We start from the raw sequence: 25,711 nt of genomic DNA, 5'->3' as shown, positions 1-25,711 counted from the left end.
CGGATGCGTCTCATAGCCATCCTTTTCCTTTTGCTCTTCGTCGCCGCGGGCATCGTCTTCGGCGCGCTGAACGCCGATCTGGTGCCGTTCGACCTAGGCTTCGCCCGACTTTCGCTCCCCAAGGGCGGCGCCATGCTCGCCGCGGTGCTGGTCGGCTGGATCCTCGGCGGCATCACGGCCTGGCTGGGCACGTCGCTGAGCCATCGGCGGCGACGTCGGCGCGAGCGCGACGGAAGCAAGGTAGGCAACGCGACCACCGCATGAATCCGATCTGGCTGCTGGCGCTCGTTCCCCCGCTTGCCTTCGCCTGCGGCTGGTGGCTCGCCCGCCGGAATCTCGCGCGGCGTTCGGGCGATCGCGTCAACGAACTTTCGTCCGATTACTTCCGTGGCCTGAACTACCTGCTCAACGAAGAGCAGGACAAGGCGCTGGAGGTGTTCCTGCGCCTGGCCGAGTACAACCGGGACACCGTCGAGACGCATCTGGCGCTGGGCAACCTGTTCCGCAAGCGCGGCGAAGTCGACCGCGCCATCCGTCTCCACCAGCACCTCGTGTCCCGGCAGGGGCTGTCGGATGAGATGAAGACCGTGGCCCTGCTGGAGCTCGGCGAGGATTACATGCGCGCGGGCCTGCTCGATCGCGCGGAAACGTTGTTCTCCGATCTCGTCGCGATGGACGCGCTGGCGCCGTCGGCGCTGCGTCACCTCATCGCGATCTACCAGCACGAGCGCGAATGGCACAAGGCGATCGATCATGCCCGCCGCCTCGAGGCGATGACGGGCGAGGACGAGTCGCCGATGATCGCCCAGTTCTATTGCGAGCTGGCGGAGCAGTCGCGCCAGCACGGCGCGCGTACCGAGGCCCGCGACTACATCCGCGAGGCCTTCGTGTGCCAGCGCGACTGCGTGCGCGCGCACATGATCGCGGGTCGCCTCTCGTCGGAAGACGGCGAAATCGAGCAGGCGATCGCCTCGTACGAGGCCGCGATCGCCGCCGACATCGCGTTCGTGCCGGAGATCCTCCCGCCGCTGCTCAACTGCTACGCGCGCTCGCAGCAGATGGACCGAGCCGAGTCCTTCCTGCGCGAGATCATGGAGCGCTACCACGGCATCTCGCCCGTGCTCGCGTTGACGCGGCTCTACGAGGGCAGGGACGGCGAGCGCACCGCGATCGACTTCCTCACGGGCCAGCTGCGCAAGCGGCCGTCGGTTCGTGGCCTGATGGCGCTGATCGACGCGACGATGGACAAGGTGTCCGGCGAGGCGCGAGAGAATTACCTGATCCTGCGCGACCTCACGCGCAAGCTGCTCGAAGGGCAGGCGATGTATCGCTGCAGCCGTTGCGGATTCGGGGCGAAGGCGCACCACTGGCAGTGCCCGAGTTGCAAGAGCTGGGGCACCGTCCGCCCCATCCACGGCGTCGCCAACGAATGACGCTTCCGGTCTCGCCCGTCGCCACGCTCGCCGGCTGCACGCTCGTCGCCTTCCTCGTCTCGTTCGCCTGCGTTCGCGCGGCGATCGCCTATGCCCATCGCCGCGGCATGCTCGACGCGCCGGGGCGCCGGCGCTCGCACACCCTGCCCACGCCACGCGGCGGAGGCATCGGGATCGTCCTCGGCGCGCTGGTGGGCATGCCTGCCGCGCTGCTGCTCCTTCCCGTGTCCCCCGGGCCCGCGACGGTCGGGGCGTTCACGGTGGCGACGATCGCGGTCGCCGCCATCGGCTGGCTGGACGACCACGGTTCGCTGCCGATCCGCCCACGGCTGGTGATCCAGCTGGCCGCGACGCTGCTGCTCTGTGTCGCCATCGCGTCCCTGAGCACGAGCCTCTGGTGGGCCCTCCCGCTCCTGGTCGCCGGCGTCTGGTGCATCAACCTGCATAACTTCATGGACGGCATCGACGGACTCGCCGCGCAGCAGGCGATCTTCTTCGGCGCCGCCTCGGCCGCGCTGGCCTGGGCCGCGGGCAGCCCTGCGATCGCGGGGGCCGGCCTCGCGATGTCCGCGGCGGCGCTCGGGTTCTGGTGGTTCAACCGCTCGCCGGCGCGAATCTTCATGGGGGACGTGGGCAGCGGCACCCTAGGTCTCATGGTTTTCGCCATTTCGGCGATGTTCTGGGCTTTTCGCACGAACTTACTCTGGCCGTCGTTGATTTTTTCGTCGGCCTTCGTCATCGACGCCACTTTGACGCTGCTCGTGCGAATGCTGCGCGGTGCGCGCTGGTACACTCCGCACCGCGAGCACCTGTACCAATGGCTCGTGAGACGAGGGTCGTCGCACCGGAAGGTGGCCGCCGGCTATTTCGCATGGAACGTCCTCGTCTGCGTTCCCGTCGCATGGATCGCGTTCCGCCTGCCGGCGGTGGCGCCCTTGTGCTTCGGGCTCGTGTATCTGGTTGGAGCAGCGGTCTGGCGTACTGGCAAGCGTGGTTGCTTGCGTCGAAGGGAGCGACATGTTTCTGCGTAGGTTCATAGGCATCATCCACCCCCGCACGGCGGTCGTCGCGCACGACCTGGCCATGGCGGCGTTCGCATGGTGGATCGCCAAGTCGTTGCGCTACGCGCTGATGCCCGACCTCGCGCCGGTCACGTACCTGCCGATGGAGTTCCCCATCGTGCTGCTCGTGCAGGGCGCCGTGTTCAACTGGACGGGGCTGTACAAGGGCGTCTGGCGGTTCGCCAGTCTTCCCGACCTGTGGAACATCATCCGCGCGACGGTGATCGGCGCGTTGATCATCGGCCTGGCCATGGTCATGTACGCGCGCCTCGACGGCGTGCCCCGGTCGGTGCTTCTGGTCTACCCGGTCGTGCTGGTCGTGCTCCTCGGCCTGCCACGCCTGAGCTACCGGTTCTGGAAGGACAGCCGCATCGACCTGTTCCAGTCGGCGCCGACCAAGCGCGTGCTGATCGTGGGCGCGGATCGCGCCGGCGAAGCCCTGTCGCGCGATCTGCGGCGCGACAGCCGTTACAGCGTGATCGGCTTCGTCGACGACAACCTGGCGCTGCGCGGCGCGCAGATCGGCGGCATACCGGTGCTCGGCACCGTCGATCAGCTCGCGGAGTTGTCGAAGGCCGTCGCGGTGCAGATGCTGCTGATCGCCGTGCCCGGCGCGACGACCGCGCAGATGCGCCGCATCGTGGCGTTCTGCGAAACGACGGGCCTGCCGTTCCGCACGGTGCCCCGCCTGGAAGACGTCGTGGCGGGCAGGGCGCAGTTCAACGAGATCAAGGAAGTCGCGATCGAGGATCTCCTGGGCCGCGACGCCGTGGAGCTCGACTGGACCGCGATCCGCGAGAACGTCAGTGGCCGCCGCGTCCTCGTGACGGGCGGTGGCGGCTCGATCGGTTCGGAGCTGTGCCGCCAGGTCGCGCGCCTCGGCGCCAGCTCGCTGACCGTCGTCGAGATGTCCGAGTACAACCTGTACCGCATCGGTCAGGAGCTCACCTCGGCCTATCCCGAGCTCATCTTCAACGGCGTGCTCGCCGACGCGCGCGACGCCACGGCGATCAACCGCCTGTTCGAGGACACCCAGCCGCAGATCGTGTTCCACGCATCGGCGTACAAGCACGTGCCGATGCTTCAGGGGCAGCTGCGCGAGGCGTTCCGCAACAACGTGCTCGGCACCCGCATCGTGGCCGACGCAGCCGTGCGCTGCCGTGCCGAGTCGTTCGTGCTCATCTCCACCGACAAGGCGGTCAATCCGACCTCGGTGATGGGCGCCTGCAAGCGCATGGCGGAAATCTGGTGCCAGAACCTCGCAGCGCATACCTCGACACGTTTCATTACGGTTCGATTCGGTAACGTACTGGACTCCGCCGGTTCGGTGGTCCCGCTGTTCCGCCGGCAGATCCGGCAGGGCGGCCCGGTGACCATCACCCATCCGGAGATCTCGCGTTACTTCATGACCATTCCCGAGGCCTGCCAGTTGATCCTGCAGGCGGCCAGTCTCGGCAAGGGTGGCGAGATCTTCGCGCTCGACATGGGCGATCCGGTGAAGATCCGCGACCTCGCCGAGCAGATGATCCGCCTGGCGGGCAAGCGGCCGGGCTCGGACATCCAGATCGTCTACACGGGACTCCGTTCGGGCGAGAAGCTGTTCGAGGAACTGTTCCACCCGCTGGAGAACTACACGAGCACGACCCACGCAAAGATCTTCCAGGCCCAGCACCGACAGGTGTCGTGGGAACTGCTGCAGACCCAGCTGGCACGCGCCGAAGAGGCCGTGGCCGCGTTCGATGAAGAAACCCTGCGCCGGTGCGTGTCGCAGCTGCTGCCTTCCTTCCGTTGGAGCGAGCCGCAGAGCGACAACGTTCTGCCGCTACGCCGAAACGAAAGTGGAGACATTGCATGACCCAACCCCTGCGCAAGGTCGTATTTCCGGTTGCCGGCCTCGGTACGCGATTCCTTCCCGCGACCAAGGTGGTGGCCAAGGAAATGCTGCCGGTGCTCGATCGTCCGCTGATCCAGTACGCGGTCGACGAAGCCGTGGATGCGGGCGCCGATACGCTGGTGTTCGTCACCAACCGATACAAGCATGCGATCGCCGACTACTTCGACAAGGCCTACGAGCTCGAAGAAAAGCTCGCCGAGAAGAACAAGGACGAGTTGCTCTCGATCCTGCGCGGCATTCTTCCGCGCCACGTTCGATGCGTGTTCGTCACGCAGCCGGAGGCCCTGGGCCTCGGTGACGCGGTGCTTCGCGCCGAAGCCGTCGTCGGCGACGAGCCGTTCGGCATCATGCTCCCGGACGATCTGATCTGGACCAAGGGCAAGGGCGCCCTGCGGCAGATGGCCGATGTCGCGTTCGCGAACGACGCCGGCGTGATCGCCGTGGAAGAAGTGCCCGAGAAGGACACCGACAAGTACGGCATCGTCGACGCCACGGAAGCGCTCAGCGACCGTGCCACGGTGATCCGTCACATGGTCGAGAAGCCGAAGCCGGCCGATGCGCCGTCCAACCTCGCCGTCGTGGGCCGTTACGTGTTGCCGGGAAGCATCTTCGGTTACCTGCACAAGACGACCCCCGGTGCCGGTGGCGAGATCCAGCTCACCGACGCCATCGAGAACCTGCTCAAGGACCAGGGCAAGGTGCTGGCCTACCGCTTCGAGGGCACGCGCTTCGACTGCGGCAACAAGGCCGGCCTCGTGCAGGCCACCATGGCCATGGCGCTGGAAGATCCGAAGCTCGCGCCGATCGTCCGCGAGTTCGCTAACAAGGCCTGATCCAGCCGGGGCCATCACGGCCCCGGTTCCCCTGCCGTAGGAGCGCGCCCTGCGCGCGACAGCTTTTCGCGAAACGCAACACGACCTGCTGCATCAGGCGAGAAGATGTCGCGCGCAGGGCGCGCTCCTACGGCGCCTTGCCGTCGCTCGCGGAACGGCGGGCACGCTTGCGAAAACCCACCCTCTTTGTTGCCAGCCGGACATCGCGATGATGCATGCATCGGAGCTACCCGGTGCGCGTCGCGTTGCCTAGCCTAAGGGCCATGTCATCGCCCCCGGCGCCCCCCGTCGGCCGCGACGTCCAACCGCATCGAAGAGGTCCTCATGAATCTGCCATCCCGAGGCGCGCTTGCGCGCGTCCTGCTCTGCATCGCCTCGGCGACGTCCCTCACGGGTCCGTCCGGTTCCGCGTTCGCGGCCGCTCCTCTGCACGGCGGGCAGGCGCCGGGCTATTACCGCGTCATGGTCGGCGACATCGAGGTCACGGCGCTCAGTGACGGCACCATCGATTTCCCGATGGACGAGCTCCTGACCGGCGAACGCCCCGAGGCGATCCGTAGCGCTTTCCGGAAGGCTTTCCAGCCGCTGCCCGCGGAAACGTCGATGAACCAGTTCCTGGTGAACACGGGAAGCCGCCTGGTGCTGATCGACACCGGTGCCGGCGACGCTTTCGGCCCGACGCTGGGGCGCATGCTCGCCAGCCTCCGGGCCGCCGGTTACGCGCCGGAACAGGTCGACGACATCGTGATCACCCACATGCACGCCGACCACACCGGTGGACTCGCGCGCGACGGTGAACGCGTCTTCCCGAACGCCGTGCTGCACATCGCCCGCGCCGACCTCGATTTCTGGATGAATCCCGCGAATCAAGCGCGGGCTCCCGAAGGCGTCCGCGCGAGCTTCGCGGTCGCGCAGAAGGCGCTCGGTCCCTACATCGCCGCCGGCAGGCTTGCGCCATTCGATGGCGCGACGCAGATCGTGCCGGGTGTCAGGGCGTTGCCCACACCGGGACATACGCCGGGACATACGTGTTACGCCATCGAAAGCAGGGGCCAGATGCTCCTCGCCTGGGGCGATGTCGTGCACGCCTCGCCCGTGCAGTTCGCCGATCCGTCGGTGCGGATCGCCTGGGACAGTCACGACCGCGCCGCGGAGCACGAACGCGAGAAAGTGTTCGCCGACGCCGCCGCCCGGGGCTTCCTCGTCGCGGGCTCCCACCTGCCATTCCCGGCGATGGGCCATGTCGCCCGGGCGGCGGATGGAAAGGGCTACGCGTTCGTTCCCGTGACCTACTCGGTCAACCGGAAGCCCGCCCCGCCGGCACCGACATCGAAGTGACGCCCCGCGAACCGGACACACCCATCGTTACACTGGAGAAGACCTCATGAATCCATCGTTTGCGAGCGCGATCGCCCCCCTGTTTTCCGACGGCGACGCCCGATGCATGGGCGGCATGGGCGTCATGCTGCGCGACTTCGTCTACATGGCCGACCCGGCGGGCGACGACGTCTACGCCGACCATGCCAACGCGCGGCACGTCCTCGCGCGGCTGAAGGGGCAGGAGGCTCCGCGCATGCCGCCGGGCGGCACGCCGTGGGCCGACGAGAAGATCGCGCTTTTCGAGGCGTGGATGCGGGCCTGGCAGCCGTAATGCCGGCAGCGACGATGGCGGTAGCGAGTCAGGCGGTCACGGCGAGGCTGACGCAGGCGGCGATCTTCCTGGTGGCGGTGATCCACACCGGCGACGAAGCGGTCGATGCGGTGCGCGCGTTGTGCTCCGACATGGCCGGGCTCACGCGCGGTATCGGCTTCCGGTTTCCCGAGCGGCACCTGTCGTGCGTCACCGGGATCGGATCCGAGGCGTGGAGTCGCCTGTACCCGGGCCCAAGGCCCGCAGGCCTGCACCGGTTCCGCGAACTGCGCGGTGAGCGGCACGCTCCGTCGACGCCGGGCGATCTCCTGTTCCACATCCGCGCGACGCACATGGACCTCTGCTTCGAACTCGCCACCCAGGTGATGGAGCGGATCGGAGCACACGTGACCACCGTCGACGAAGTGCACGGGTTCAAGTATTTCGACGAGCGCGATCTGCTCGGCTTCGTCGACGGCACCGAGAATCCGGTCGGTGCCGAAGCGGTGGCCGCGACGACGATCGGCGACGAGGACGCCGCGTTCGCCGGAGGCAGCTACGTGATCGTGCAGAAATACCTGCACGACCTGCGCGCATGGAACGCGCTGCCCGTCGAACGGCAGGAGACGATCGTCGGCCGGCGCAAGCTGTCCGACGTGGAACTGCCTGCGAGCGCCAAGGCGTCCTACGCCCACACCGTGCTGACCACCATCGAGGAGGAGGGCGAGGAGCTGAAGATCCTACGCGACAACATGCCCTTCGGCGATATCGGCAAGGGCGAGTTCGGCACGTACTTCATCGGCTACGCGCGCCATCCGTCGCGCATCGAACGCATGCTGGTGAACATGTTCGTCGGTAACCCGCCCGGAAACTACGACCACCTGCTCGACGTCAGCACCGCCGTGACGGGAAGCCTCTTCTTCGTGCCGTCCGCCGCGCTGCTGGAGAGCGCGGCAACGCGCGCCCCGTAGCGGTATCAACGCACCGGCAGCGTCTTCAGGTACGTCGGCCGGCGGAACGCCTGCGCCTTCCGTTCCACGCCGTACGCGATGCCGATCAGCGTCGGCTCGCTCCACTTCGCGCCGAAGAACACCACGCCCACGGGCAGCTCGTGCGCGAAGGCGACCGGCAAGGTGATCGAGGGGTAACCCGCGATCGCCGCGGGCGCGGAAACGCCGCCGACGGTCGGGTCGCCGCTCACGACATGGTCGCCCAGCACGAGGTCGTTGACGAAGGCGGGTCCCCAGCTCGGAGCGAGCAGGGCATCCAGCCGGTCCTTCGCCAGCGCGGCGTCGATGCCTTCGGGGCCGGCGAGGCGCTTGTTGCGGTCGCGCATCGCGACGTACGCGGGATCGTCGATGCCGCCCTTCGCCTGCGCCTGCAGGAAGAGCTCCTGTCCGAACCACGGCATTTCCTTGGCCGCTTCGCGCGTGTTGAAGGCGATCAGGTCGGCCAGCGTCTTCATGGGCTGGTCGGGGCGGGTGGCGAGGTACGCCTCGATGCCGTGCCTGAACTCGTACAGCAGCACGTCGAGTTCGTGCTCGCCGAGTTCCTTCAGGTGTGGGATCTCCACGTCGTCGACGACGGTCGCACCTTCCGACTTCAGCAGCGCGATCGTCGTCTCCAGCGCGCGGTCGGCGTTCGGCTCGATGCCCGCGAGCTGCCGCACGACGCCGATGCGCTTGCCGCGCAGCGTGCCCGGGACGAGCACGGACGCGTAATCGGAGACGTGCCGGTCGGCTTCCGCCGTGGCCGGGTCGCGCGGATCGCTGCCCGCGATCGCCGCGAGCACTGCCGCCGCGTCCGCGACGCTGCGCGCCATCGGGCCGGCGGTGTCCTGGCTCGCCGAGATGGGCACGATGCCCGCGCGGCTGACGAGCCCGACCGTGGGCTTGATCCCGACCAGGCCGGTCATGGAGGCCGGACAGATGATGGAGCCGTCGGTCTCGCTGCCGATCGACACGGTCGCCAGGCCCGCCGCGATGGCGGCGCCCGAGCCGGCGCTCGACCCGCATGCGTTGCGGTCGAGCACGTACGGATTCACCGTGAGGCCGCCGCGCCCGGTCCAGCCACTGGTCGCGTGCGTGGAGCGCATGTTCGCCCATTCGCTCAGGTTGGTCTTGCCGAGGATCACGGCGCCGGCCTTGCGCAGTCGCGCGGCCACCGCCGAGTCGTGCGGCGCTGGCTTCACCGTGAGCGCGAGCGACCCGGCGCTGGTCATCATGCGGTCGCCCGTGTCGATGTTGTCCTTGAGCAGGACGACGATGCCCTTGAGCGGGCCCTCCGCGGGCTTGCGCGCGATGGACAGCGCGTCGGGATTCGTTTCGAGCACCGAGTTCACCGTGGGGCCCGACTGGTCGATCGTCGCGATGCGCTGGAGGAAGAGGCGGGTCATGCCCTCGGGCGTCAGCTCACCCGAAGCGTAGGCGGCGCGCAGTACGGCGATGGAGGCGAACGCGTCGTCTTCTCCGGGCTGGCGCGTGGTCGCGGCGGCAAGGGAAAACGAGGAGGCGATACCCGCGACGAGCGCGAGCGAGCGGGTCCAGCGGTGCGGCATGGTCTTTTCCCCCGGGAGCGGAACGAAGCGTCGCACCGCATCTTACCCAAGGCGCGGGGACATATACTCGACCGATGCCATGCCCGGTCGCAGCGCGTCGCGGGCCACGCCAACGTGACGCCAGGGAGTGCTTTATGCGATGTCTTGTCCGCCGGCTGGTCATCGCCGCCGCGCTCGGTGCCGCGCCCGTCTGGGCGGCCGACCCGCCGACGGTTCCCGATACCCTGGTCCAGCGCATCGCCGCGTGCACGAGCTGCCACGGCGAGCACGGCGAGGGTGGGGACAACGCGTTCAACCCACGGCTGGCCGGCAAGCCCGCCGGATACCTCGTGCGTCAGATGCAGGATTTCCGGCGCGGCCTGCGCCACTACGAGATCATGGAGTACATGGTCGCGCCGCTGACCGACGACTACATGCGCGAGATCGGGGCGTACTTCGCCGCGCAGGAGGTTGCGTACCGGACGCATCCGGTGCCGTCGACGACGCAAGCCGCCATGGCGCGTGGCGAGCAGCTGGTGACACGCGGCGACAGCGGCCGCGGCATCCCCGCGTGCACGGCCTGCCACGGGCCGGGGCTGACGGGGGTGGAGCCCGACATCCCCGGGCTGGTCGGGCTGCCGTACGACTACATCAGTGCGCAGCTTGGCGCATGGCGCACGAACACGCGCGGGACGGTCGAGCCGGATTGCATGGCGACGATCGTCGGGCGGCTGAGCGACGCGGACATCAGCGCCGTCGCGGCGTACCTCGCGCAGCGGCCCGTGCCGGCCGACGCGCACGCGGCGGCGGCCGGCAGCGTGCAACCGCCGCTGCGCTGCGGCGTGCTGGGAGGCTGAGCGATGACACGTACCTCGCGACTCCTCGCTTTGCTCGCGCTGTCGTTCGTCACGCACGTGGCGCTCGCCGACGATGCCGTCGAACGCGGCCGCTACCTCGCCACGGCCGGTGATTGCGCCGCGTGCCACACGCCGCGCGATGGCGCGCCGTATTCCGGCGGCCGCGTCGTCGCCACGCCCTTCGGCGCGATCCCGTCGCCCAACCTCACGCCGGACCGTGACACGGGCCTCGGCGGCTGGAGCGCGGACGATTTCTACCGCGCGATGCACGAGGGAAAGAGTCACGATGGCACCTCGCTGTATCCCGCGTTCCCGTTCACGTCGTACACGAAGGTCACACGTGCCGATACCGATGCGATCTTCGCGTACCTGAAGAGCCTGCCCGCGGTGCGGCGGCCGTCGATCGAGAACACGCTGCGCTGGCCGTATCGCGTGCGCCCGTTGATGGCCGCCTGGCGCGCCGTCTACTTCGACGAAGGCGAATACCAGGCGGACCCGAAACGGTCGGCCGCGTGGAATCGCGGCGCCTACCTGGTGCAGGGCCTCGGCCACTGCAACGAATGCCACACCCGTCGCGACAGCTTCGGTGCGCCGGTCGACGATCCGTTCCTCGCTGGCGGCATCGTGCCCGTGCAGAACTGGTACGCGCCCGACCTCTCGATGGGCCGGCACGGCGGTCTCGCCGGCTGGACCGAAGCCGACGTCGTCGCCTTGCTGAAGACGGGACGCTCGCGGAAGGGCACCGCCTTCGGCCCGATGGCGGAGGTCGTCCTGCGCAGCACGCAGCACCTTTCCGACACGGACCTCGCGGCCATGGCGACGTACCTCGCGTCGCTACCGGAACGCCCGGCGCCACGGCAGCGCGAATCCGCCGCCGGCGCCCGCGAGCTTGCCTTGCGCGGGGGCACGGTCTACACGGAACGCTGCGCGACGTGTCATGGCGCCGACGGCCGCGGCAAGGGCGACGCGTACCCTCCACTGGACGGCAACGGCTCGGTGACCGATCCCACGGGCATCAATGCGATCCGCATCGTGCTGTCGGGCGGATTCGCGCCGGCGACCGCAGCGAACCCGCGACCCTATTCGATGCCACCGTTCTCGCAGACCCTCGGCGACGACGACGCGGCAGCGGTGGTCACGTACATCCGCCAGGCCTGGTCGAACAAGGCGGCCGCCGTGTCGCCCGGCGACGTGCGCGCCTACCGGTCCACGCCCGGAAGCTGAGCGCGCACGGCATCGGCCAGCGCCTGCCAGATGCCGACGTCCCACGATCGCCTGGCCTGCCCCGAAGGCGATGGCAGGACATAGGCCGGAACGCCCGCGAACGTCGCGGGCTGCGCGCCGTAACCGATGCCCTTGCCGAGCGCGGCGACGCCACCGTGCTTGCTGGTGAAGGCGATCGCGCCGGGCGCGACGCGGCGGATCCTCGCCTCGAGCGCCGCGACGTCGAAGGCGTCGGCGGGAAGCTCGGCGTCGTTGCCGTAGTGGAATTTCGAAAGATCGGTGAGTCCGATGCCGAACGAGGTCAGCAGCGGGTATTCGGCAGGGGCGAGGAGACGCGGTGTCAGTCCCGTGGCGAACAGCGTTCGCCAGAACATGTTGCCGGGATGGGCGTAGTAGGCGCCCTCGCGCGCCGAGCGCGTACCCGCCGCGGTGCCGCAGAACACGAGGCGCAGCCCCGGTTCCAGGAGATCGGGGAGCACGAAACCATCGGCGGCGGCAGGTGTGGGCATGCCGTGCACTTTACCCGGCCCGTGCTGCGTCACAACAAAACGTGGACATCCCCGGCGCTAGGGTAAGGAGCCATGACTGTATTGGACTGGCTGCCAGACACCGCACAGCCGTGGACCCGGTTCGCGCTGATCGTCGTCATCGCGCTCGTGGTCGCGGGGCTCGCGCGCCGCGTCGTGCATTTCCTGCTGCGCCGTTTCGCCCTGCGTCATCCGATGGGCGCGAGCATCGTCGCCCGGGCGAATGCGCCGCTCGAGGCCATCGTGCCGCTCGCGATGCTCCTGATCGCCTGTCGCGCCGCGCCCGAGGAGCCGGCGAGGCTTCTCGCCTTCATCGAGCACACGATCGCCCTCGGGCTGATCGCGGCGTGTACCTGGTTCGTCGTGCGCTGCGTGGGTGCGCTGGAAGCCACCGTGTCGCGCTTCAACCCCATCGATCTCGAGGACAACCTCCACGCCCGGCGCCTGCAGACGCAGGTGCGCGTGTTGAGCCGCACCGCCATGGTCGTGGCGATCGTGCTGGGCATCGGTGTCGGACTCATGACGTTTCCCGCCGTCCGCCAGTTCGGCGCCAGCCTCCTGGCGTCGGCCGGCCTGGCGGGCCTCGCCGTGGGCCTCGCCGCGAAGCCGGTGCTCGGTAACCTCATCGCGGGCATCCAGATCGCGTTGACCCAGCCGATCCGCATCGACGACGTCGTGATCGTCGAAGGCGAATGGGGCAGGGTGGAGGAGATCACCAGCACCTACGTCGTCGTGAAGATCTGGGACGAGCGGCGGATGATCGTGCCGCTGCAGTACTTCATCGAGCAGCCGTTCCAGAACTGGACGCGCACGAGTTCGCAGATCCTCGGCACGGTGCTCCTGTGGTTCGATTACGGCATGCCGCTGGATCCGGTCCGGGCCGAGCTCGAGCGTCTGTGCAAGGGCGCGCCGGAATGGGACGGGCGCGTTTGCGTACTCCAGGTGGTCGACAGCAACGACAAGGCGATGCAGCTGCGCGCCCTCGTCAGCTCGGCGGATTCCGGACGATCCTTCGACCTGCGTTGCAAGGTGCGCGAAGGCCTGATCGCGTTCGTTCGCCGCGAGTGCCCGCAGTACCTGCCGCGCCTGCGCGGCGACATCGAGAGCGAGGTGCGCGTGCCGGACGCCCCGTCCGTCGGCCGCCTGTCCATGGGCGGGCGCTGACCGGTCCGAAGCGGGCCTGCAAGCGGAAGCCATCCCCCGCAAGGCCGACGACAGCCGGTCGTGCTAGCGTCTGCGCCAGTTTCCCGATGCCGGTACGCCACCATGTCCATGACCGATCCCGAACACGTCGCACGCCACTGGTTCTCGAAGGGCCTGCATGAACTCGGCCACGCCGAACAGCGCCTGCTCGATCGCCTCGCGAAGCGCAAACTCGTCTCCGAGGACGTCAACGCGGTGTTCCGCTCCGATCTCACCTTCGGCGAACGGCTGGCGGACAACGTGTCGCGCTTCGGCGGCTCGTGGACCTTCATCATCGTCTTCGCCGTGATCCTCATGCTGTGGACCGGCGTCAATTCGTTCGTGCTGAAGCATCCGTTCGATCCGTATCCGTACATCTTCCTCAACCTGATGCTCTCGATGCTGGCGGCCGTGCAGGCGCCCGTCATCATGATGAGCCAGAACCGCCAGGCGGCGATGGACCGCCTCGACGCCGCCAACGATTACAAGGTGAACCTCAAGGCCGAGATCGAGATCATGGGCCTGCACGACAAGCTCGACCAGATCCGCACCGACCAGCTGGCGGCGCTCCTGATGAAGCAGCAGGAGCAGATCGACCTGCTGATGAAACTGGTCGCCGACGACGACGCGCGGAAGCAGGGCGATTGACCAAAAAAAAGCCCGGCTTTCGCCGGGCTTTTCGTTTCACGTCGCCGATCCCGAAGATCAGGGCTGGCCGCGCGAGGCCTTCTTGCGATCGTTTTCCGTCAGGTGCTTCTTGCGCATGCGGATTTCCTTCGGCGTGACTTCGACCAGCTCGTCGTCGTCGATGAAGTCCAGCGCCTGCTCCAGCGTGAACTTGGTCGCCGGCGTCAGCTGGATCGCATCGTCCTTGCCCGAGGCGCGCATGTTGGTCAGCGGCTTCGGCTTGATCGCGTTGACCGTGAGGTCGTTGTCCTTCGCGTGGATGCCGATCAGCTGGCCTTCGTACACGGAGTCGCCTTCGGCCGCGAACAGCTTGCCGCGCTCCTGCAGGGGTCCGAGCGAGTAGGCCGGGGTGGTGCCCGCGGCGTTGGCGATCATGACGCCGTTCTGGCGCTTGGCGATCGGCGCCGGGGTGTACGGACCGTAATGCTTGAACACGTGGAACAGCAGGCCCGAACCCTGGGTGAGGGTCTTGAACTGGTTCTGGAAGCCGATCAGGCCACGCGCCGGGATTTCGTACTCGAGGCGCACGCGACCCTGGCCGTCCGACACCATGTTCTTCAGGTCGCCCTTGCGGATGCCCAGGCGCTCCATGACGCCGCCCTGGTGGATCTCCTCGATGTCGATCACCAGCTCCTCGATCGGCTCCATCTTCTGGCCGTCGATTTCTTTGATAATGACTTCCGGACGCGACACGGCCAGCTCGTAGCCTTCGCGACGCATGTTCTCGATCAGCACCGACAGGTGCAGTTCGCCGCGGCCCGAGACCAGGAACTTGTCGGCGTCGGAGCCGTCCTCGACGCGCAGCGCGACGTTGTGCACCTTCTCGCGATCCAGGCGCTCACGCAGCTGGCGGCTGGTGAGGAACTTGCCGCCCGAGAGATCCTTGTTGCCGACGAACGGCGAGTTGTTGACCTGGAAGGTCATGCTGATCATCGGCTCGTCGACGCTCAGCGCCGGCAGCGCTTCCGGGGTATCCAGCGCCGTCACGGTGTCCGAGATGGTCAGGTCGGGGATGCCCGAGATGGCGACGATGTCGCCGGCTTCCGCCGAATCCTGCTCGATGCGCTCGAGGCCGAGGAAGCCCAGCACCTGGACGATCTTGCCCTGGCGCTTCTTGCCTTCACGATCGATCACGGCGACCGGCATGCCCTTCTTCAGGGTGCCGCGCTGGATGCGGCCGATGCCGATGACGCCGACGAAGTTGTTGTAGTCGAGCTGGCTGATGCGCATCTGGAACGCGCCTTCCGGATCGACGTCCGGCTTCGGGGCGTGCTGCATGATCGCTTCGTACAGCGGGGTCATGTCGCCTTCGCGGGCGTTCTCGTCCAGCGAGGCGTAACCGTTCAGCGCCGAGGCGTAGACGATCGGGAAATCCATCTGCTCGTCGGTGGCGCCGAGCTTGGCGAAGAGGTCCCACACCTGCTCGACGACCCACTCCGGACGGGCGCCCGGACGATCGACCTTGTTGACGACGACGATCGGCTTGAAGCCCATCGCGAACGCCTTCTGGGTGACGAAGCGCGTCTGCGGCATCGGGCCGTCCATCGCGTCGACCAGGATCAGCACGGTGTCGACCATCGACAGCACGCGCTCGACCTCGCCGCCGAAGTCGGCGTGTCCCGGGGTGTCGACGATGTTGATGCGGTTCTTGACGCCCTTCTTCTTGTCTTCCCAGGTGATGGCCGTGTTCTTGGCCAGGATCGTGATGCCACGCTCCTTTTCCTGGTCGTTCGAATCCATCACGCGTTCCGCAAGCACGGTGCGCTCATTGAGCGTGCCCGACTGCTTGAGGAGCTGATCGACGAGGGTGGTCTTGCCGTGGTCGACGTGAGCCACGATGGCGATATTGCGCAGGTTTTCGATCGACATGCGTCATGCGCCGGCGTTCAGCCGGTGCACCTCTTTGGTGTGGGAAGCCGCCGATTATAAAGGAAAAGAAAGACTTTGGCATGACGGCCCCGGCGGAGGGCCGCCGGGGCCCTTGGGGCAGGGAAAGGCCGGGCGGAACCCGGCGCGGCGCGGCCTGGAGCCGTGGGCCGCGCCCAGGACCGTCAGAGCAGCCCGACCTGCTGGCTCGCCGTGTACCAGAGCAGGCCGTAGTGGCCGTACGGGAAGGTGTAGCTGGCCGTCTCGCCCTGGATCTGCGAGGTGTGCACTCCGTAGACGATGCAGACGCCCGTGGCGCAGTTGATCTCGTCCGAGTACGACTTGAACGAGTACATCCTCGCGCCGAACCGCCGGCCGGCGAGGCCGTTCAGCAGGGGACTGCCGATCGACAGGCCCCAGCTGCCGCAGGTGCTGTTCGCCACGTTGTACGGGTAGATGCCGCAGGTGTAGAGGCCGCGGAAGGCACCCGCGATGCCGATGAACGTGTTCACCGAGCCCGAGGCGCCGATGCGGTCGATCACATGGGCGGCGAGCGTGGCGCCCATCGAGTGACCGATGACGTCGATCTTCCCCGTGCACGACGACGCGAGGGCGTCGACGATGGCGTTCTCGACCGGCACCTCCTCGCTGCCGTTGTGGTCGTTGCAGGCGGCGCAGAGGCCGTTGCCCCAGCCCGGGGCGAGGATCTGCGATTCCGCGTAGCCGCGCTGGCGGAGCAGGTCGTGGGTGGCCTGGAAGTCCGAGGGACTGCCGGTGTTGCCGTGCACGAGCACGACGGAATCGACGCAGGCGGCGCGGACGGGGCCGCAGATGAGCAACGACAGGGCGATGAGCGACAGCAGGGAACGCATGGCTTGCCTCCGTGGTGTGACGCGCCTAGACCACTCCCAGCGCGTAGTAGGCGACGATCGCCACGAAGACCGCGAGGGTCTTGATGACGGTGATCGCGAAGATGTCCCGGTACGACTGGCGATGGGTCAGGCCGGTCACGGCGAGCAGCGTGATCACGGCGCCGTTGTGCGGCAGCGTGTCCATGCCGCCGGAGGCCATCGCGGCGATGCGGTGCAGCACCTCCATCGGGATGCCCGCGGCTTCCGCGTTGCGGACGAAGCTCTCGCCCATCGCGGCCAGCGCGATGCTCAGGCCGCCCGAGGCCGAACCGGTGATGCCCGCCAGCGCGGTCACCGACACCGCCTCGTTGACCAGCGGGTTCGGGATGGCGTGCAGCCCGTCGGCCACCACACGAAAGCCGGGCAGGGCGGCGATCACGGCGCCGAACCCGTACTCCGACGCGGTGTTCATCGACGCGAGCAGCGCGCCACCCACGGCCGCCTTGCTGCCCTCGGCGAAGCGCGCGACCACGGGGCGCCAGGCGAACGCGAACACCGTGAGGATGCCGAGCAGCAGCGCGCCCTCGACGGCCCAGATCGCGGCGACCTTCGACACCTCCTGGACGACCGGCGGCGCGGCGCCGACCACGGTCGGCACGAAGGACTGCGTGGTGCCATAGACGCGCGGGATGGCGAGCGTGAGCAGCTTGTTCGCGACGCCGACGACCAGGAGCGGGAGCAGCGCGACGAGCGGATGCGCGAGGCGGTCGCCCGCGTACGTCGCCGGCTCGTCGGCGAGGTCGCCGCCATAGCCTTCGCCGTCCAGCGCCGCGGCCCGACGGCGCCGTTCGAGGTACAGCAGCCCGGCGCCGAGGATGAACACCGAGCCGAGCGTGCCGAGCCAGGGCGCGGCCCAGGTGTCGGTGCCGAAGAACGCCGTGGGGATGATGTTCTGGATCTGCGGGGTGCCCGGCAGCGAATCCATCGTGAAGGTGAAGGCGCCCAGCGCGATGGTGCCCGGGATCAGGCGCTTCGGGATGCGTGCCTGACGGAAGAGTTCCGCGGCGAAGGGGTAGACGGCGAACACCACGACGAACAGGGACACACCGCCGTAGGTGAGCAGCGCGCACACCAGCACGATCGAGAGCATGGCGCGCTTCTCGCCGAGCAGTCCGATCGTGCCGGCGACGATCGCGCGGGAGAAGCCGGACAGCTCGATCAGCTTGCCGAAGACCGCGCCCAGCATGAACACCGGGAAATACAGTTTGAGGAAACCGACCATCTTGTCCATGAACAGGCCGGTGAACATCGGCGCGACCAGTCCCGGGTCGGTCAGCAACACCGCGCCAAGCGCCGCGACGGGAGCGAACAGGATCACGCTGTAGCCGCGATAAGCGACCAGCATCAGGAAAGCCAGCGCGGCCAGCACGATCAGCAATGCCATCGAAACGTTCGTCCCCGGGTGCGGCGCGAGTGGCCGTCGGACGGCGAGTATCCGCAGGTGCCATGCGGCGCGGCACTGTACCAAGGTACAAGTGTGGCCCTCACGGTGGCTTCCTATGCTTCGTGTCATTCGGCGCCGAGGGGGCGTCGCTCATCGGTTACTCGGGGGATGTCCATGAAGCACGCACCGCTGACGCTGGCGATCGGCCTTGCCATCGGTTTCGCCGCCACGCTTCCCGCCATGGCGCAGGACGCCGGGCAGGCGAACGCGCCGACGACGGAAGCGAAGAAGAAGCAGCAGGAGGCCACGCAGCTGAACGAGGTCACCGTGAGCGCCCGCCGTCGCGAGGAATCGCTGGAGAAGGTGCCCGTCGCGGTGAGCGCGTTCTCGGAAGAGGACATGAAGGACCTGCAGGCCACGAGCATCGACGGACTGCAGGGCGCCGTGCCCAACATGAACATCGTGCAGGGACGTGGATCGTCGTCGTCGGTGAACATCTTCATCCGCGGCATCGGTCAGCCGGACGCGCTGCAGACCTTCGATCCCGGCGTCGGCATGTACGTCGACGACGTGTACTACTCGCGCATCCAGGGCGCGCTGATCAGCCTGTTCGACGTCGACCACGTGGAAGTGCTGCGCGGCCCGCAGGGAACGCTGTACGGCAAGAACTCCACCGGCGGCGCCGTGAAGATCGTGACGAAGAACCCGGGCGCGACGCCGGAAGGCTCCGTCGAGGCCACCTTCGGCAACTTCGGCCGCCGCGAGGGGCGCTTCTACGGCTCCACGCCGCTGAGCAAGGACGGCGCCTGGTCGGCGTCGCTCGCCGGCGCGGTCACGCGCAACGACGGCTTCGTGCACGACTACGGCGGCCGCGACTTCAACAACGACGACACGAAGTCGGTGCGCGGCAAGCTGCGCTTCCATCCGTCCGAGACGTTCGACGGCGTGCTCACGCTCGACTACACGAAGATGGACACGGCGCTCACGCTGGGCCAGCCGGTGTCGCCGCTCACCCGCACCGACCTCGTGCGCGGCACGGTCACGCTGCTGCGTCCGAACCTCGACGAAAAGTACGACTTCCATAGCCGCACGTCGTTCCCGCCGGGCGACGGCCAGCACCTCACCCACAAGGGCGTGGCGCTGAACATGAACTGGAAGCTCTCCGACCAGTGGAACCTGAAGAGCATCACGGCCTACCGCAAGCTCGACAGCGATTCGTACATCGACATCGACGCCTCGCAGTTCGAACTGGGCGACGTCTTCGTCGGCTTCCACCAGAAGCAGGCGAGCCAGGAGCTGCAGCTCGCGTTCGACAACGGCAGCAACGTGCAGTCGGTGTTCGGCGCGTACTTCCTGCGCGAGAACGTGCCCTCGACGCAGTACGCGTTCGCGGACGATCTCTTCGCCGTGGCGGGACGCACCGTGCCGTTCCTGCGCACGATCGGCGACGACCTCACCACCAAGAGCTGGGCCGGTTTCGCGCACGTGAACTGGGAGTTCGTGCCGAGCTGGACGCTGGCCGCCGGTATCCGTTACAGCAAGGAGAGCAAGGATTACGACCGCTCCACCAGCACGTTCTGGGGCGCGCCGCTCACGGCGCTGAACGAGACCGTCGCCTTCGCGCGCGACAAGGACTGGAAGGCCTGGACGCCGACCGTCAGCCTGCAGAAGCAGTTCGATCCGCAGACCATGTGGTACGTCTCGGCCAGCCGCGGCTTCAAGTCCGGTGGCTTCAACGGGCGCGCCAATTCGGTGGCGGAAACCCGCTCGGCGGAATTCGATCCCGAATACGTGTGGACGTTCGAGACCGGCCTGAAGATGCGCAGCGTCGACAACCGCCTGCAGGCGAACCTCGCGGCGTTCCACAGCGACTACAAGGATTTCCAGGCCCGCGTGTCGGAGATCCAGAATCCCGGTTCGTTGACGCCGACGTTCGCGTTCCCGGTGATCAACGCGGCGAAGCTGAAGATGGACGGCTTCGAGGCCGAAGGCGTCGCGCTGCTCGGCGAAGGCACGCGCCTCAGCACCCAGATCGGCTACCTCAAGGCGAAGTACGACCGCTTCGACGACGCGCGCCTCGACCCGACCAATCCGGCGTACAACCCGCAGATCCACGCGCACGTGCCGTTCTCGCCGAAGTGGACCGCGCGCATCGCCGCGACGCAGACGTTCAACGTGGGCGGGGGCGCGCTGACGATCGGCGCCGACGCTTCGTACCGCACGGAGACCTGGCTCAGCGTCGACAACTACGACGCGCTGTCGCAGAAGGCGTATACGGTGGTCGGCGCGTTCGGCATCTTCGATTCCGGCGACGGCCACTGGCAGTTCCGCGTCGGCGTGCGCAACGCCACCAACAAGGTCTACAAGACCGATGGCCAGGAGTTCTCGAGCGTGGGTAACATCCGCACGGCCTACTACGGGATGCCGCGCAACTACTACGGCTCCGTGCGCTACAACTTCTAAGAGGGGAACCCGATGAAACGCTTGCTGCTCCTCGTCGCGCTCGGCGCCGGTGCCGCGTCGGCGGCCGACGCCCCCGCGCGCCTGCCCGCCCTGAAGCTCGATCCCGCGCGCGTCACGGTGGCGGGATTGTCCTCGGGCGCCTATATGGCGACGCAGGCGCAGGTCGCGTATCCGGAGGTGTTCCACGGCGCGGCGCTGATTGCCGGTGGCCCCTACGGGTGCGCGGCAGGCAAGCTCGAAACCGCGCTCGGTTCGTGCATGAAGGGCACGCCGCCGCCGGACGTGAAGGCGCTCGCCGCCGCGGCGAAGACGAAGGCCGCGAGGGGCGACATCGGTCCGCTCGCGCAGCTGGCGGGGGCGAAGATCTACGCGCTGCACGGCGCGCAGGACGCGCTCGTCGCGCCGGTCGTGGGCGACGCGTCGGCCGGTTTCTACGACGCGCTGAAGGCGGTCGAGCCCGCGCTGGCGGGAATGCGGGTGGTGAACGACGGCAAGCGCGCGTTCGCGCACAACCTGCCGATCGCCGCGAGCGGTGACGACTGCGGCAAGTCGGTCCCGCCGTTCCTCGGCCATTGCGGCATCGACGCGGCGGGAGAGATCTTCGCGCAGCTCTACGGCAAACCGGCGAAGGTCGCGGGCACGGCGAAGGGCGAGCTGCGCGAGTTCGACCAGGACGCGTACAAGGCGGACGGCAAGGATGCGTTCCTCGGCGCGAAGGGATTCGTCTACCTGCCGCCGGATTGCCTCGCCGGCAAGCCCTGCGGCGTGATGGTCGCCCTGCATGGCTGCAAGCAGAACGTCGACCTCGTCGGGAAGGCCTTCGTGGAAGACGCCGGTTTCAACCGCTGGGCGGACGTCTACGACGTGGCCGTCCTGTATCCTCAGACCCGCGCGGTCTTCGCGCCATTGAATCCGCAGGCATGCTGGGACTGGTGGGGCTACTCGGGGGAGAACTACGACACGCGCGCCGGCGTCCAGCTGCGCTGGCTGGTCGACGCGCTGCATGGTCTCGGCCTCCCTCCCATTCGTTGATGCCACCCCGTAGGAGCGCGCCCTGCGCGCGACAGCTTTTCGCGAGAAGCGACAGGATCTGTTCCCCCATCGCGAGAAGCTGTCGCGCGCAAGGCGCGCTCCTACGTGAGCCGGTTTCGCCGTGAATCCCTGGCTCGTCACCCTCGCCGCGGCGCTGTGGCTGTGCATGCTGTTCGGCGTGGCGCTGTTCGGCGAGCGGCGGCCCGCGTTCCTGGAGCGTCGCTGGGCCATCGTCTACGCGCTCTCCCTCGCGATCCACTGCACCTCGTGGACGTTCTACGGCACGGTGACCCAGGCGTCCCGCTCGGGCTGGTGGCTGCCGCCGACGTTCGTCGGCGCGATCCTGATGTACGTGTTCGCGGTCGGTGTCCTGCGTCGCCTCGTCGTCATGGCGCGCGACTACAACGCCGGCTCCGTCGCGGACCTGATATCGGCGCGCCTCGGCCGTCACCGCGGCCTCGCCGCGCTGGTCACCGTGGTGATGCTCATCGGCATCGTGCCGTACATCGCGCTGCAGCTGAAGGCGGTGGCGATGAGTTATGGCCTGCTCGCGCAGGGCCGCGACGCCGAGGCCCCCGCCTGGCAGGACAGCGCGCTTTACATCGCGCTGCTCATGGCCGCGTTCGCGATGCTGTTCGGCACGCGTCGTGCCTCCGCGATGGCGCACAACCGCGGGCTCGTGCTCGCGATGGCGTTCGAGTCGCTGTTCAAGCTGGCGGCGATGCTCGCGCTCGGCAGCCTCCTCGTCGGCGCGGCGCCGGATCCGGCGGCCGTGGCGCGCGCGGCCGCGATGCCGCACGACGCCGGCGGCTTCCCCGCGCTGATCCTGCTCGGCGCGCTCGCCATGTTCACGCTGCCGCACCAGTTCCACGCCGGCATGGTGGAATGCCGCGACGTGCGCCACGTGTCCACGGCCCGCTGGCTGTTCCCGCTCTACATGCTGCTGATCTCGCTGCCGATCCTGCCGCTGGCGCGGCTCGGCGACGCGACGCTGGCGCCGCTGGGCGTGCCGTCCGATCTTTACGTGCTGGCGTTGCCGCTGTCGCGCGAGCAGGGCGGCCTCGCGCTGTTCGCGTTCCTCGGCGGCCTCTCGGCCGCGACGAGCATGGTCGTCGTCGCCACGCTCGCGCTGAGCCTGATGGTCGTCAACCATTTCATCGCGCCGGTGCGCGTGCGCGGCGGATGGGGCAGGGGCGAGCGGGGCGACCTGCGCGGCGAGGTCATCACGCAGCGTCGCGTCGCGATTCTCGGCGTCATCCTCCTGGCCTGGGCCTATAGCCGGATGCTCGCCGGCAACGACGCGCTGGCCGACATCGGCGCGATCTCGTTTTCGGCCCTCGCCGGCCTCGCGCCGACATTGCTGTTCGCGGTGTACCGGCCGCGGACGGGTGCGCGCGCGGTGGGCGCGGGGCTCGCGGTGGGCACGCTCGTGTGGCTTTACGTGGTGCTGCCCGCGCTGGTGACGCCGGAGCCCGCATGGGTAGAGGCGGGACCCTTCGGCATCGCGTGGCTGGCGCCCGACCGCCTGTTCGGACTGGACGACTGGAGCCGCCTCGGGCGGGCCGTGGTGCTGGGCATCGGAGCGAACCTCGCGACGATCGCGCTGGTCGCGCCGTCGCGTTACGGCCGCGTCGCGATGCCCGCCACGGAGCTCGGGCGCGTGGACGTGGGCGACCTGCGGGCACTCGCCGCACGCTTCCTTCCTTCCGATCGCGTGGCGGCGCTGTTCGCCGACGCGGTGCCGACGGGCGCCGCGGGCGGCGCGCTCGCCGCGCTGGTGGAACACGAGCTGGCGGGCGTGATCGGCGCGGGCTCCGCGCGGCTCCTCCTGCAGGTGGTGCATCGCCAGCGCCAGGACGAACTCGATACCGTGGCCGCCATTGTCGACGAGGCCACCGAAGACCTTCGCTTCAACCAGCGCGTGCTCGAGGCGGCCCTGGAAACGATGAGCCAGGGCATCTGCGTCGTCGACGCCGAGCTGCGGCTCGTGGCGTGGAACCGGCCGTACGCGGAACTCTTCGGCTATCCGCCGAATATGCTGCGCGTGGGCCGGCCGGCGGCCGACCTCATCCGTCACAACGTGGCGGCGGGCCTGATCGGGCCGGGCGAGATCGCTTCGCGCGTGGAGCGCCGCCTCGCGCTGATGCGCGCGGGGTCGCCACACCTCGCGGAGCGGCGTTTTCCGGACGGCACCGTCGTGGAGATCCGCGGCAACCCGATGCCCGGCGGCGGCTACGTGGCCACGTTCACCGACGTCACGTCGTTTCGGGAGACCGAGGACGAGCTGATCCGCGCCAACGAGACGCTCGAACTTCGCGTGACGGAGCGCACGGTGGAACTGCGCCAGGCGAACGAGGCGAAGAGCCACTTCCTCACCGCCGTGTCGCACGACCTGCTGCAGCCACTGCACGCGGCCCAGCTGTTCGCGCACGCGCTGCGCACGGGCCATGGCGACGCGGACACGGCGCGTCACCTCGATGGCGCGCTGGCCGCGACGGAAGACCTGCTCGCCGGGCTGCTCGACATCGCGCGACTGGAGGGCGGCCGCCTGACGCCGCGCATCGTCGACGTGGCGCTCGCGGACATCGTCGGGCCGCTCGCGGCGGAAAGCCGCGCGCTCGCCGCGGAGCGCGGCATCCGCTTCGACTGCGTGCCGACGCGCGCATGGGTCCGCACCGATCCGCAGCTGCTTCGCCGCATCGTGCAGAACTTCCTCGCCAACGCGCTGCGCTACGCCGGCGGCGGTCGCGTCGTGCTCGGTTGCCGACGGGTGGGCGGCGCCGTGCGCATCGAAGTGTGGGATACCGGGCCGGGCATCGCGGAGAACGACCGCGCATCCATCTTCGAGGCCTTCCGTCGTGGCGAGGCCGCGGTGGGGCAGGGGCTGGGTCTCGGCCTCGCGATCGCGGAGCGCACCGCGACGCTGCTCGATCACCCGCTGGGCCTGCGCTCCTGGCCGGGGACGGGCAGCGTGTTCGAGGTCTCGGCACCGCTCGCGCCCCGCGGCGCGAGCGAACCGGCGGCGGTCGCGGCGGCCGGCGCGTTGCCTGCCGGGCACGGGATCGTCGTCGACAACGATCCCGTGGCACTGGCCGCCACGGCCAGCCTGTTGCGCGGCTTCGGCTGGACCGTGGACGCGCTGCGCGCTCCCGAGGACGACGCGTCGCCGCCCGACCTGCTCGTGCTCGACTACCACCTCGACGCGGGACGCACGGGGCTCGACGCGTTGCGCGTCCTGCGCGAGCGCTTCGGCGACGTGGCCACGGTGTTCGTCACGGCGGATCGCGACATCGACCTGCGCACGCGGCTGCAGGACGCCGGCGGCACGGTGCTCTACAAGCCGCTCAAGCCACTGGCGATGCGCCAGGCCATGCAGCGCCTTGCGCCACGGCCCGTCGCGGCATCCGGCTGACGTCAGGGGCCACTGTCGGCCAGGTCGAGCGAGCGCAGCAGCACGCCGGCCTGGGTGCGGTTGCGCACCTCGAGCTTCTCGAAGATCGCGGTGACGTGCGCTTTCACGGTGCGCTCCTGCACGTTCAGCCGGTCGGCGATCTGCTTGTTGAGCAGCCCTTCGGCGAGCATCGACAGCACGCGGAACTGCTGTTCGGTGAGGCGCGCCAGTCGCGCGGCGAGAGCCGTATCGCCGGCATCCGCGGGCAGCGCGGCGACCGCGCGGGCCAGCTCGGGCGGCAGCCACTGGCCATCCGTGAGCACGGCGCGCACCGCGTCGGCGATGGTCGCGGGATCGGCGCTCTTGGGCAGGAAACCGGCGGCGCCGTGCGCGATCACGCGCTTCACGACGGAGGGCTCGTCGTGCGCGGACACGACCAGTACCGCGACACCCGGATACTGCCCGCGCAGCGCGGCGAGGCCGGAAAGGCCACGGCTGCCCGGCATGCGCAGGTCGAGCAGCACGAGGTCGGTATCCGGTTCCGCCGCGAGGAAGGCGAGCATCGCGTCGAGATCGGCGACGTCGGCGACCGACGCGTCGGGCACGGCGGCGGAGGCGGCCTGGCGAAGCGCGGCGCGGAACAGGGGATGGTCGTCGGCGACGAGGATGCGGGTCATCGGGCGTGACGGTAACGACGTAACGCCTCCGCGTCGAGTGCGCCTGCCCTTTCGTACGATGGCGCGACGCCGCGCGCTTGCTATCGTGGCCCGATGTCACGCATCTTCCCCCTGGCCGTCATC

21 protein-coding genes are annotated in these 25,711 nt (G+C 68.7%); 15 read left to right on the top strand and 6 right to left on the bottom strand.

The features are described 5' to 3' along the window. Positions 1 to 3: 3 nt before the first annotated feature. From J2X58_RS07225 to J2X58_RS07190, 8 genes are all read left to right on the top strand, one after another. Positions 4 to 264, top strand: coding sequence for a LapA family protein (locus tag J2X58_RS07225; protein WP_310047264.1), 261 nt, complete (start codon positions 4 to 6; stop codon positions 262 to 264). Continuing rightward, the gene (gene lapB / locus J2X58_RS07220) at positions 261 to 1,433 is read left to right on the top strand and encodes a lipopolysaccharide assembly protein LapB (RefSeq protein WP_310047263.1); all 1,173 of its coding nucleotides are present in this window, start codon (positions 261 to 263) and stop codon (positions 1,431 to 1,433) included. The genes J2X58_RS07225 and lapB overlap by 4 nt, the downstream gene beginning before the upstream one ends. Further along, positions 1,430 to 2,464: a glycosyltransferase family 4 protein gene (locus tag J2X58_RS07215; protein WP_310047260.1), complete on the top strand. Its 1,035-nt coding sequence runs from the start codon at positions 1,430 to 1,432 to the stop codon at positions 2,462 to 2,464. Before lapB ends, J2X58_RS07215 begins: the two co-directional genes overlap by 4 nt. Beyond that, complete coding sequence (locus J2X58_RS07210) at positions 2,451 to 4,349, top strand: nucleoside-diphosphate sugar epimerase/dehydratase (protein ID WP_090175774.1); 1,899 nt, start codon at positions 2,451 to 2,453, stop codon at positions 4,347 to 4,349. The genes J2X58_RS07215 and J2X58_RS07210 overlap by 14 nt, the downstream gene beginning before the upstream one ends. After that, positions 4,346 to 5,221, top strand: coding sequence for a UTP--glucose-1-phosphate uridylyltransferase GalU (galU, locus tag J2X58_RS07205; protein ID WP_090175772.1), 876 nt, complete (start codon positions 4,346 to 4,348; stop codon positions 5,219 to 5,221). The genes J2X58_RS07210 and galU overlap by 4 nt, the downstream gene beginning before the upstream one ends. 324 nt (positions 5,222 to 5,545) lie before the next feature. Beyond that, positions 5,546 to 6,559 (top strand): MBL fold metallo-hydrolase, encoded by a 1,014-nt coding sequence (locus J2X58_RS07200; protein WP_310047259.1) that lies wholly within the window; start codon positions 5,546 to 5,548, stop codon positions 6,557 to 6,559. 46 nt (positions 6,560 to 6,605) lie between these two features. Beyond that, positions 6,606 to 6,872: a hypothetical protein gene (locus tag J2X58_RS07195; RefSeq protein WP_310047258.1), complete on the top strand. Its 267-nt coding sequence runs from the start codon at positions 6,606 to 6,608 to the stop codon at positions 6,870 to 6,872. 14 nt (positions 6,873 to 6,886) lie between these two features. Further along, positions 6,887 to 7,822 carry a Dyp-type peroxidase gene (locus J2X58_RS07190; protein ID WP_310047257.1) on the top strand — a complete coding sequence of 312 codons (936 nt, stop codon included), beginning with the start codon at positions 6,887 to 6,889 and terminating at the stop codon, positions 7,820 to 7,822. Between the two features lie 5 nt (positions 7,823 to 7,827). On the opposite strand, the gene J2X58_RS07185 is transcribed toward J2X58_RS07190, so the two are convergent. Further along, the gene (locus tag J2X58_RS07185) at positions 7,828 to 9,408 is read right to left on the bottom strand and encodes an amidase (protein ID WP_310047255.1); all 1,581 of its coding nucleotides are present in this window, start codon (positions 9,406 to 9,408) and stop codon (positions 7,828 to 7,830) included. 134 nt (positions 9,409 to 9,542) lie between these two features. Between J2X58_RS07185 and J2X58_RS07180 the strand changes: the two genes are divergently transcribed. Further along, entirely contained in the window at positions 9,543 to 10,244 is a 702-nt protein-coding gene (locus tag J2X58_RS07180; protein WP_310047253.1) for a c-type cytochrome, read from the top strand. Positions 10,245 to 10,247: 3 nt separating this feature from the next. Then, the gene (locus J2X58_RS07175) at positions 10,248 to 11,468 is read left to right on the top strand and encodes a cytochrome c (RefSeq protein ID WP_310047251.1); all 1,221 of its coding nucleotides are present in this window, start codon (positions 10,248 to 10,250) and stop codon (positions 11,466 to 11,468) included. On the opposite strand, the gene J2X58_RS07170 is transcribed toward J2X58_RS07175, so the two are convergent. Then, positions 11,444 to 11,977, bottom strand: a complete 534-nt coding sequence (locus J2X58_RS07170) for a mismatch-specific DNA-glycosylase (RefSeq protein WP_090052906.1) — start codon at positions 11,975 to 11,977, stop codon at positions 11,444 to 11,446. The genes J2X58_RS07175 and J2X58_RS07170 overlap by 25 nt on opposite strands. Positions 11,978 to 12,049: 72 nt before the next feature. Between J2X58_RS07170 and J2X58_RS07165 the strand changes: the two genes are divergently transcribed. Together J2X58_RS07165 and J2X58_RS07160 are read left to right on the top strand one after the other, a co-directional pair. Then, complete coding sequence (locus J2X58_RS07165; protein WP_090052908.1) at positions 12,050 to 13,159, top strand: mechanosensitive ion channel domain-containing protein; 1,110 nt, start codon at positions 12,050 to 12,052, stop codon at positions 13,157 to 13,159. A 102-nt stretch (positions 13,160 to 13,261) separates the two neighbouring features. Then, complete coding sequence (locus J2X58_RS07160; protein ID WP_090175764.1) at positions 13,262 to 13,825, top strand: DUF1003 domain-containing protein; 564 nt, start codon at positions 13,262 to 13,264, stop codon at positions 13,823 to 13,825. A 57-nt stretch (positions 13,826 to 13,882) separates the two neighbouring features. Here the strand turns inward: J2X58_RS07160 and typA are convergent, their stop codons facing one another. From typA to J2X58_RS07145, 3 genes are all read right to left on the bottom strand, one after another. Further along, positions 13,883 to 15,733 carry a translational GTPase TypA gene (gene typA, locus J2X58_RS07155; protein ID WP_090175762.1) on the bottom strand — a complete coding sequence of 617 codons (1,851 nt, stop codon included), beginning with the start codon at positions 15,731 to 15,733 and terminating at the stop codon, positions 13,883 to 13,885. Between the two features lie 182 nt (positions 15,734 to 15,915). Then, positions 15,916 to 16,602 (bottom strand): alpha/beta fold hydrolase, encoded by a 687-nt coding sequence (locus tag J2X58_RS07150; protein WP_310047248.1) that lies wholly within the window; start codon positions 16,600 to 16,602, stop codon positions 15,916 to 15,918. A gap of 25 nt (positions 16,603 to 16,627) precedes the next feature. Then, complete coding sequence (locus J2X58_RS07145; RefSeq protein WP_310047247.1) at positions 16,628 to 18,025, bottom strand: GntP family permease; 1,398 nt, start codon at positions 18,023 to 18,025, stop codon at positions 16,628 to 16,630. A 174-nt stretch (positions 18,026 to 18,199) separates the two neighbouring features. Between J2X58_RS07145 and J2X58_RS07140 the strand changes: the two genes are divergently transcribed. The 3 genes from J2X58_RS07140 to J2X58_RS07130 all read left to right on the top strand — a co-directional run bounded on the left by J2X58_RS07140 (position 18,200) and on the right by J2X58_RS07130 (position 24,932). Next, entirely contained in the window at positions 18,200 to 20,488 is a 2,289-nt protein-coding gene (locus tag J2X58_RS07140; RefSeq protein ID WP_310047246.1) for a TonB-dependent receptor, read from the top strand. A 12-nt stretch (positions 20,489 to 20,500) separates the two neighbouring features. Next, positions 20,501 to 21,520 (top strand): PHB depolymerase family esterase, encoded by a 1,020-nt coding sequence (locus J2X58_RS07135; RefSeq protein ID WP_310047245.1) that lies wholly within the window; start codon positions 20,501 to 20,503, stop codon positions 21,518 to 21,520. 166 nt (positions 21,521 to 21,686) lie between these two features. After that, positions 21,687 to 24,932, top strand: a complete 3,246-nt coding sequence (locus tag J2X58_RS07130) for a PAS domain-containing hybrid sensor histidine kinase/response regulator (RefSeq protein ID WP_310047900.1) — start codon at positions 21,687 to 21,689, stop codon at positions 24,930 to 24,932. Between the two features lie 2 nt (positions 24,933 to 24,934). Here J2X58_RS07130 and J2X58_RS07125 read toward each other — a convergent pair whose 3' ends face one another. After that, positions 24,935 to 25,588 (bottom strand): response regulator transcription factor, encoded by a 654-nt coding sequence (locus J2X58_RS07125; protein WP_310047244.1) that lies wholly within the window; start codon positions 25,586 to 25,588, stop codon positions 24,935 to 24,937. Positions 25,589 to 25,711: the final 123 nt, after the last annotated feature.

The sequence above is a fragment of the Luteibacter sp. 3190 genome (assembly GCF_031456385.1).
Taxonomy (GTDB): domain Bacteria; phylum Pseudomonadota; class Gammaproteobacteria; order Xanthomonadales; family Rhodanobacteraceae; genus Luteibacter.
This window is presented reverse-complemented; position numbering and strand designations above follow the sequence as displayed.

Bases quoted from the DNA above. Each gene is read 5' to 3' on its own strand.
- J2X58_RS07185 (WP_310047255.1), bottom strand. From the start codon at position 9,408: ATGCCGCACCGCTGGACCCGCTCGCTCGCGCTCGTCGCGGGTATCGCC.
- J2X58_RS07210 (WP_090175774.1), top strand. From the start codon at position 2,451: ATGTTTCTGCGTAGGTTCATAGGCATCATCCACCCCCGCACGGCGGTC.
- J2X58_RS07195 (WP_310047258.1), top strand. From the start codon at position 6,606: ATGAATCCATCGTTTGCGAGCGCGATCGCCCCCCTGTTTTCCGACGGC.
- J2X58_RS07200 (WP_310047259.1), top strand. From the start codon at position 5,546: ATGAATCTGCCATCCCGAGGCGCGCTTGCGCGCGTCCTGCTCTGCATC.
- J2X58_RS07215 (WP_310047260.1), top strand. From the start codon at position 1,430: ATGACGCTTCCGGTCTCGCCCGTCGCCACGCTCGCCGGCTGCACGCTC.
- lapB (WP_310047263.1), top strand. From the start codon at position 261: ATGAATCCGATCTGGCTGCTGGCGCTCGTTCCCCCGCTTGCCTTCGCC.
- J2X58_RS07145 (WP_310047247.1), bottom strand. From the start codon at position 18,025: ATGGCATTGCTGATCGTGCTGGCCGCGCTGGCTTTCCTGATGCTGGTC.
- J2X58_RS07140 (WP_310047246.1), top strand. From the start codon at position 18,200: ATGAAGCACGCACCGCTGACGCTGGCGATCGGCCTTGCCATCGGTTTC.
- J2X58_RS07190 (WP_310047257.1), top strand. From the start codon at position 6,887: ATGGCGGTAGCGAGTCAGGCGGTCACGGCGAGGCTGACGCAGGCGGCG.
- J2X58_RS07160 (WP_090175764.1), top strand. From the start codon at position 13,262: ATGTCCATGACCGATCCCGAACACGTCGCACGCCACTGGTTCTCGAAG.
- J2X58_RS07225 (WP_310047264.1), top strand. From the start codon at position 4: ATGCGTCTCATAGCCATCCTTTTCCTTTTGCTCTTCGTCGCCGCGGGC.
- J2X58_RS07170 (WP_090052906.1), bottom strand. From the start codon at position 11,977: ATGCCCACACCTGCCGCCGCCGATGGTTTCGTGCTCCCCGATCTCCTG.
- J2X58_RS07165 (WP_090052908.1), top strand. From the start codon at position 12,050: ATGACTGTATTGGACTGGCTGCCAGACACCGCACAGCCGTGGACCCGG.
- J2X58_RS07175 (WP_310047251.1), top strand. From the start codon at position 10,248: ATGACACGTACCTCGCGACTCCTCGCTTTGCTCGCGCTGTCGTTCGTC.
- J2X58_RS07135 (WP_310047245.1), top strand. From the start codon at position 20,501: ATGAAACGCTTGCTGCTCCTCGTCGCGCTCGGCGCCGGTGCCGCGTCG.
- galU (WP_090175772.1), top strand. From the start codon at position 4,346: ATGACCCAACCCCTGCGCAAGGTCGTATTTCCGGTTGCCGGCCTCGGT.
- typA (WP_090175762.1), bottom strand. From the start codon at position 15,733: ATGTCGATCGAAAACCTGCGCAATATCGCCATCGTGGCTCACGTCGAC.
- J2X58_RS07180 (WP_310047253.1), top strand. From the start codon at position 9,543: ATGCGATGTCTTGTCCGCCGGCTGGTCATCGCCGCCGCGCTCGGTGCC.
- J2X58_RS07125 (WP_310047244.1), bottom strand. From the start codon at position 25,588: ATGACCCGCATCCTCGTCGCCGACGACCATCCCCTGTTCCGCGCCGCG.
- J2X58_RS07150 (WP_310047248.1), bottom strand. From the start codon at position 16,602: ATGCGTTCCCTGCTGTCGCTCATCGCCCTGTCGTTGCTCATCTGCGGC.
- J2X58_RS07130 (WP_310047900.1), top strand. From the start codon at position 21,687: ATGCTGTTCGGCGTGGCGCTGTTCGGCGAGCGGCGGCCCGCGTTCCTG.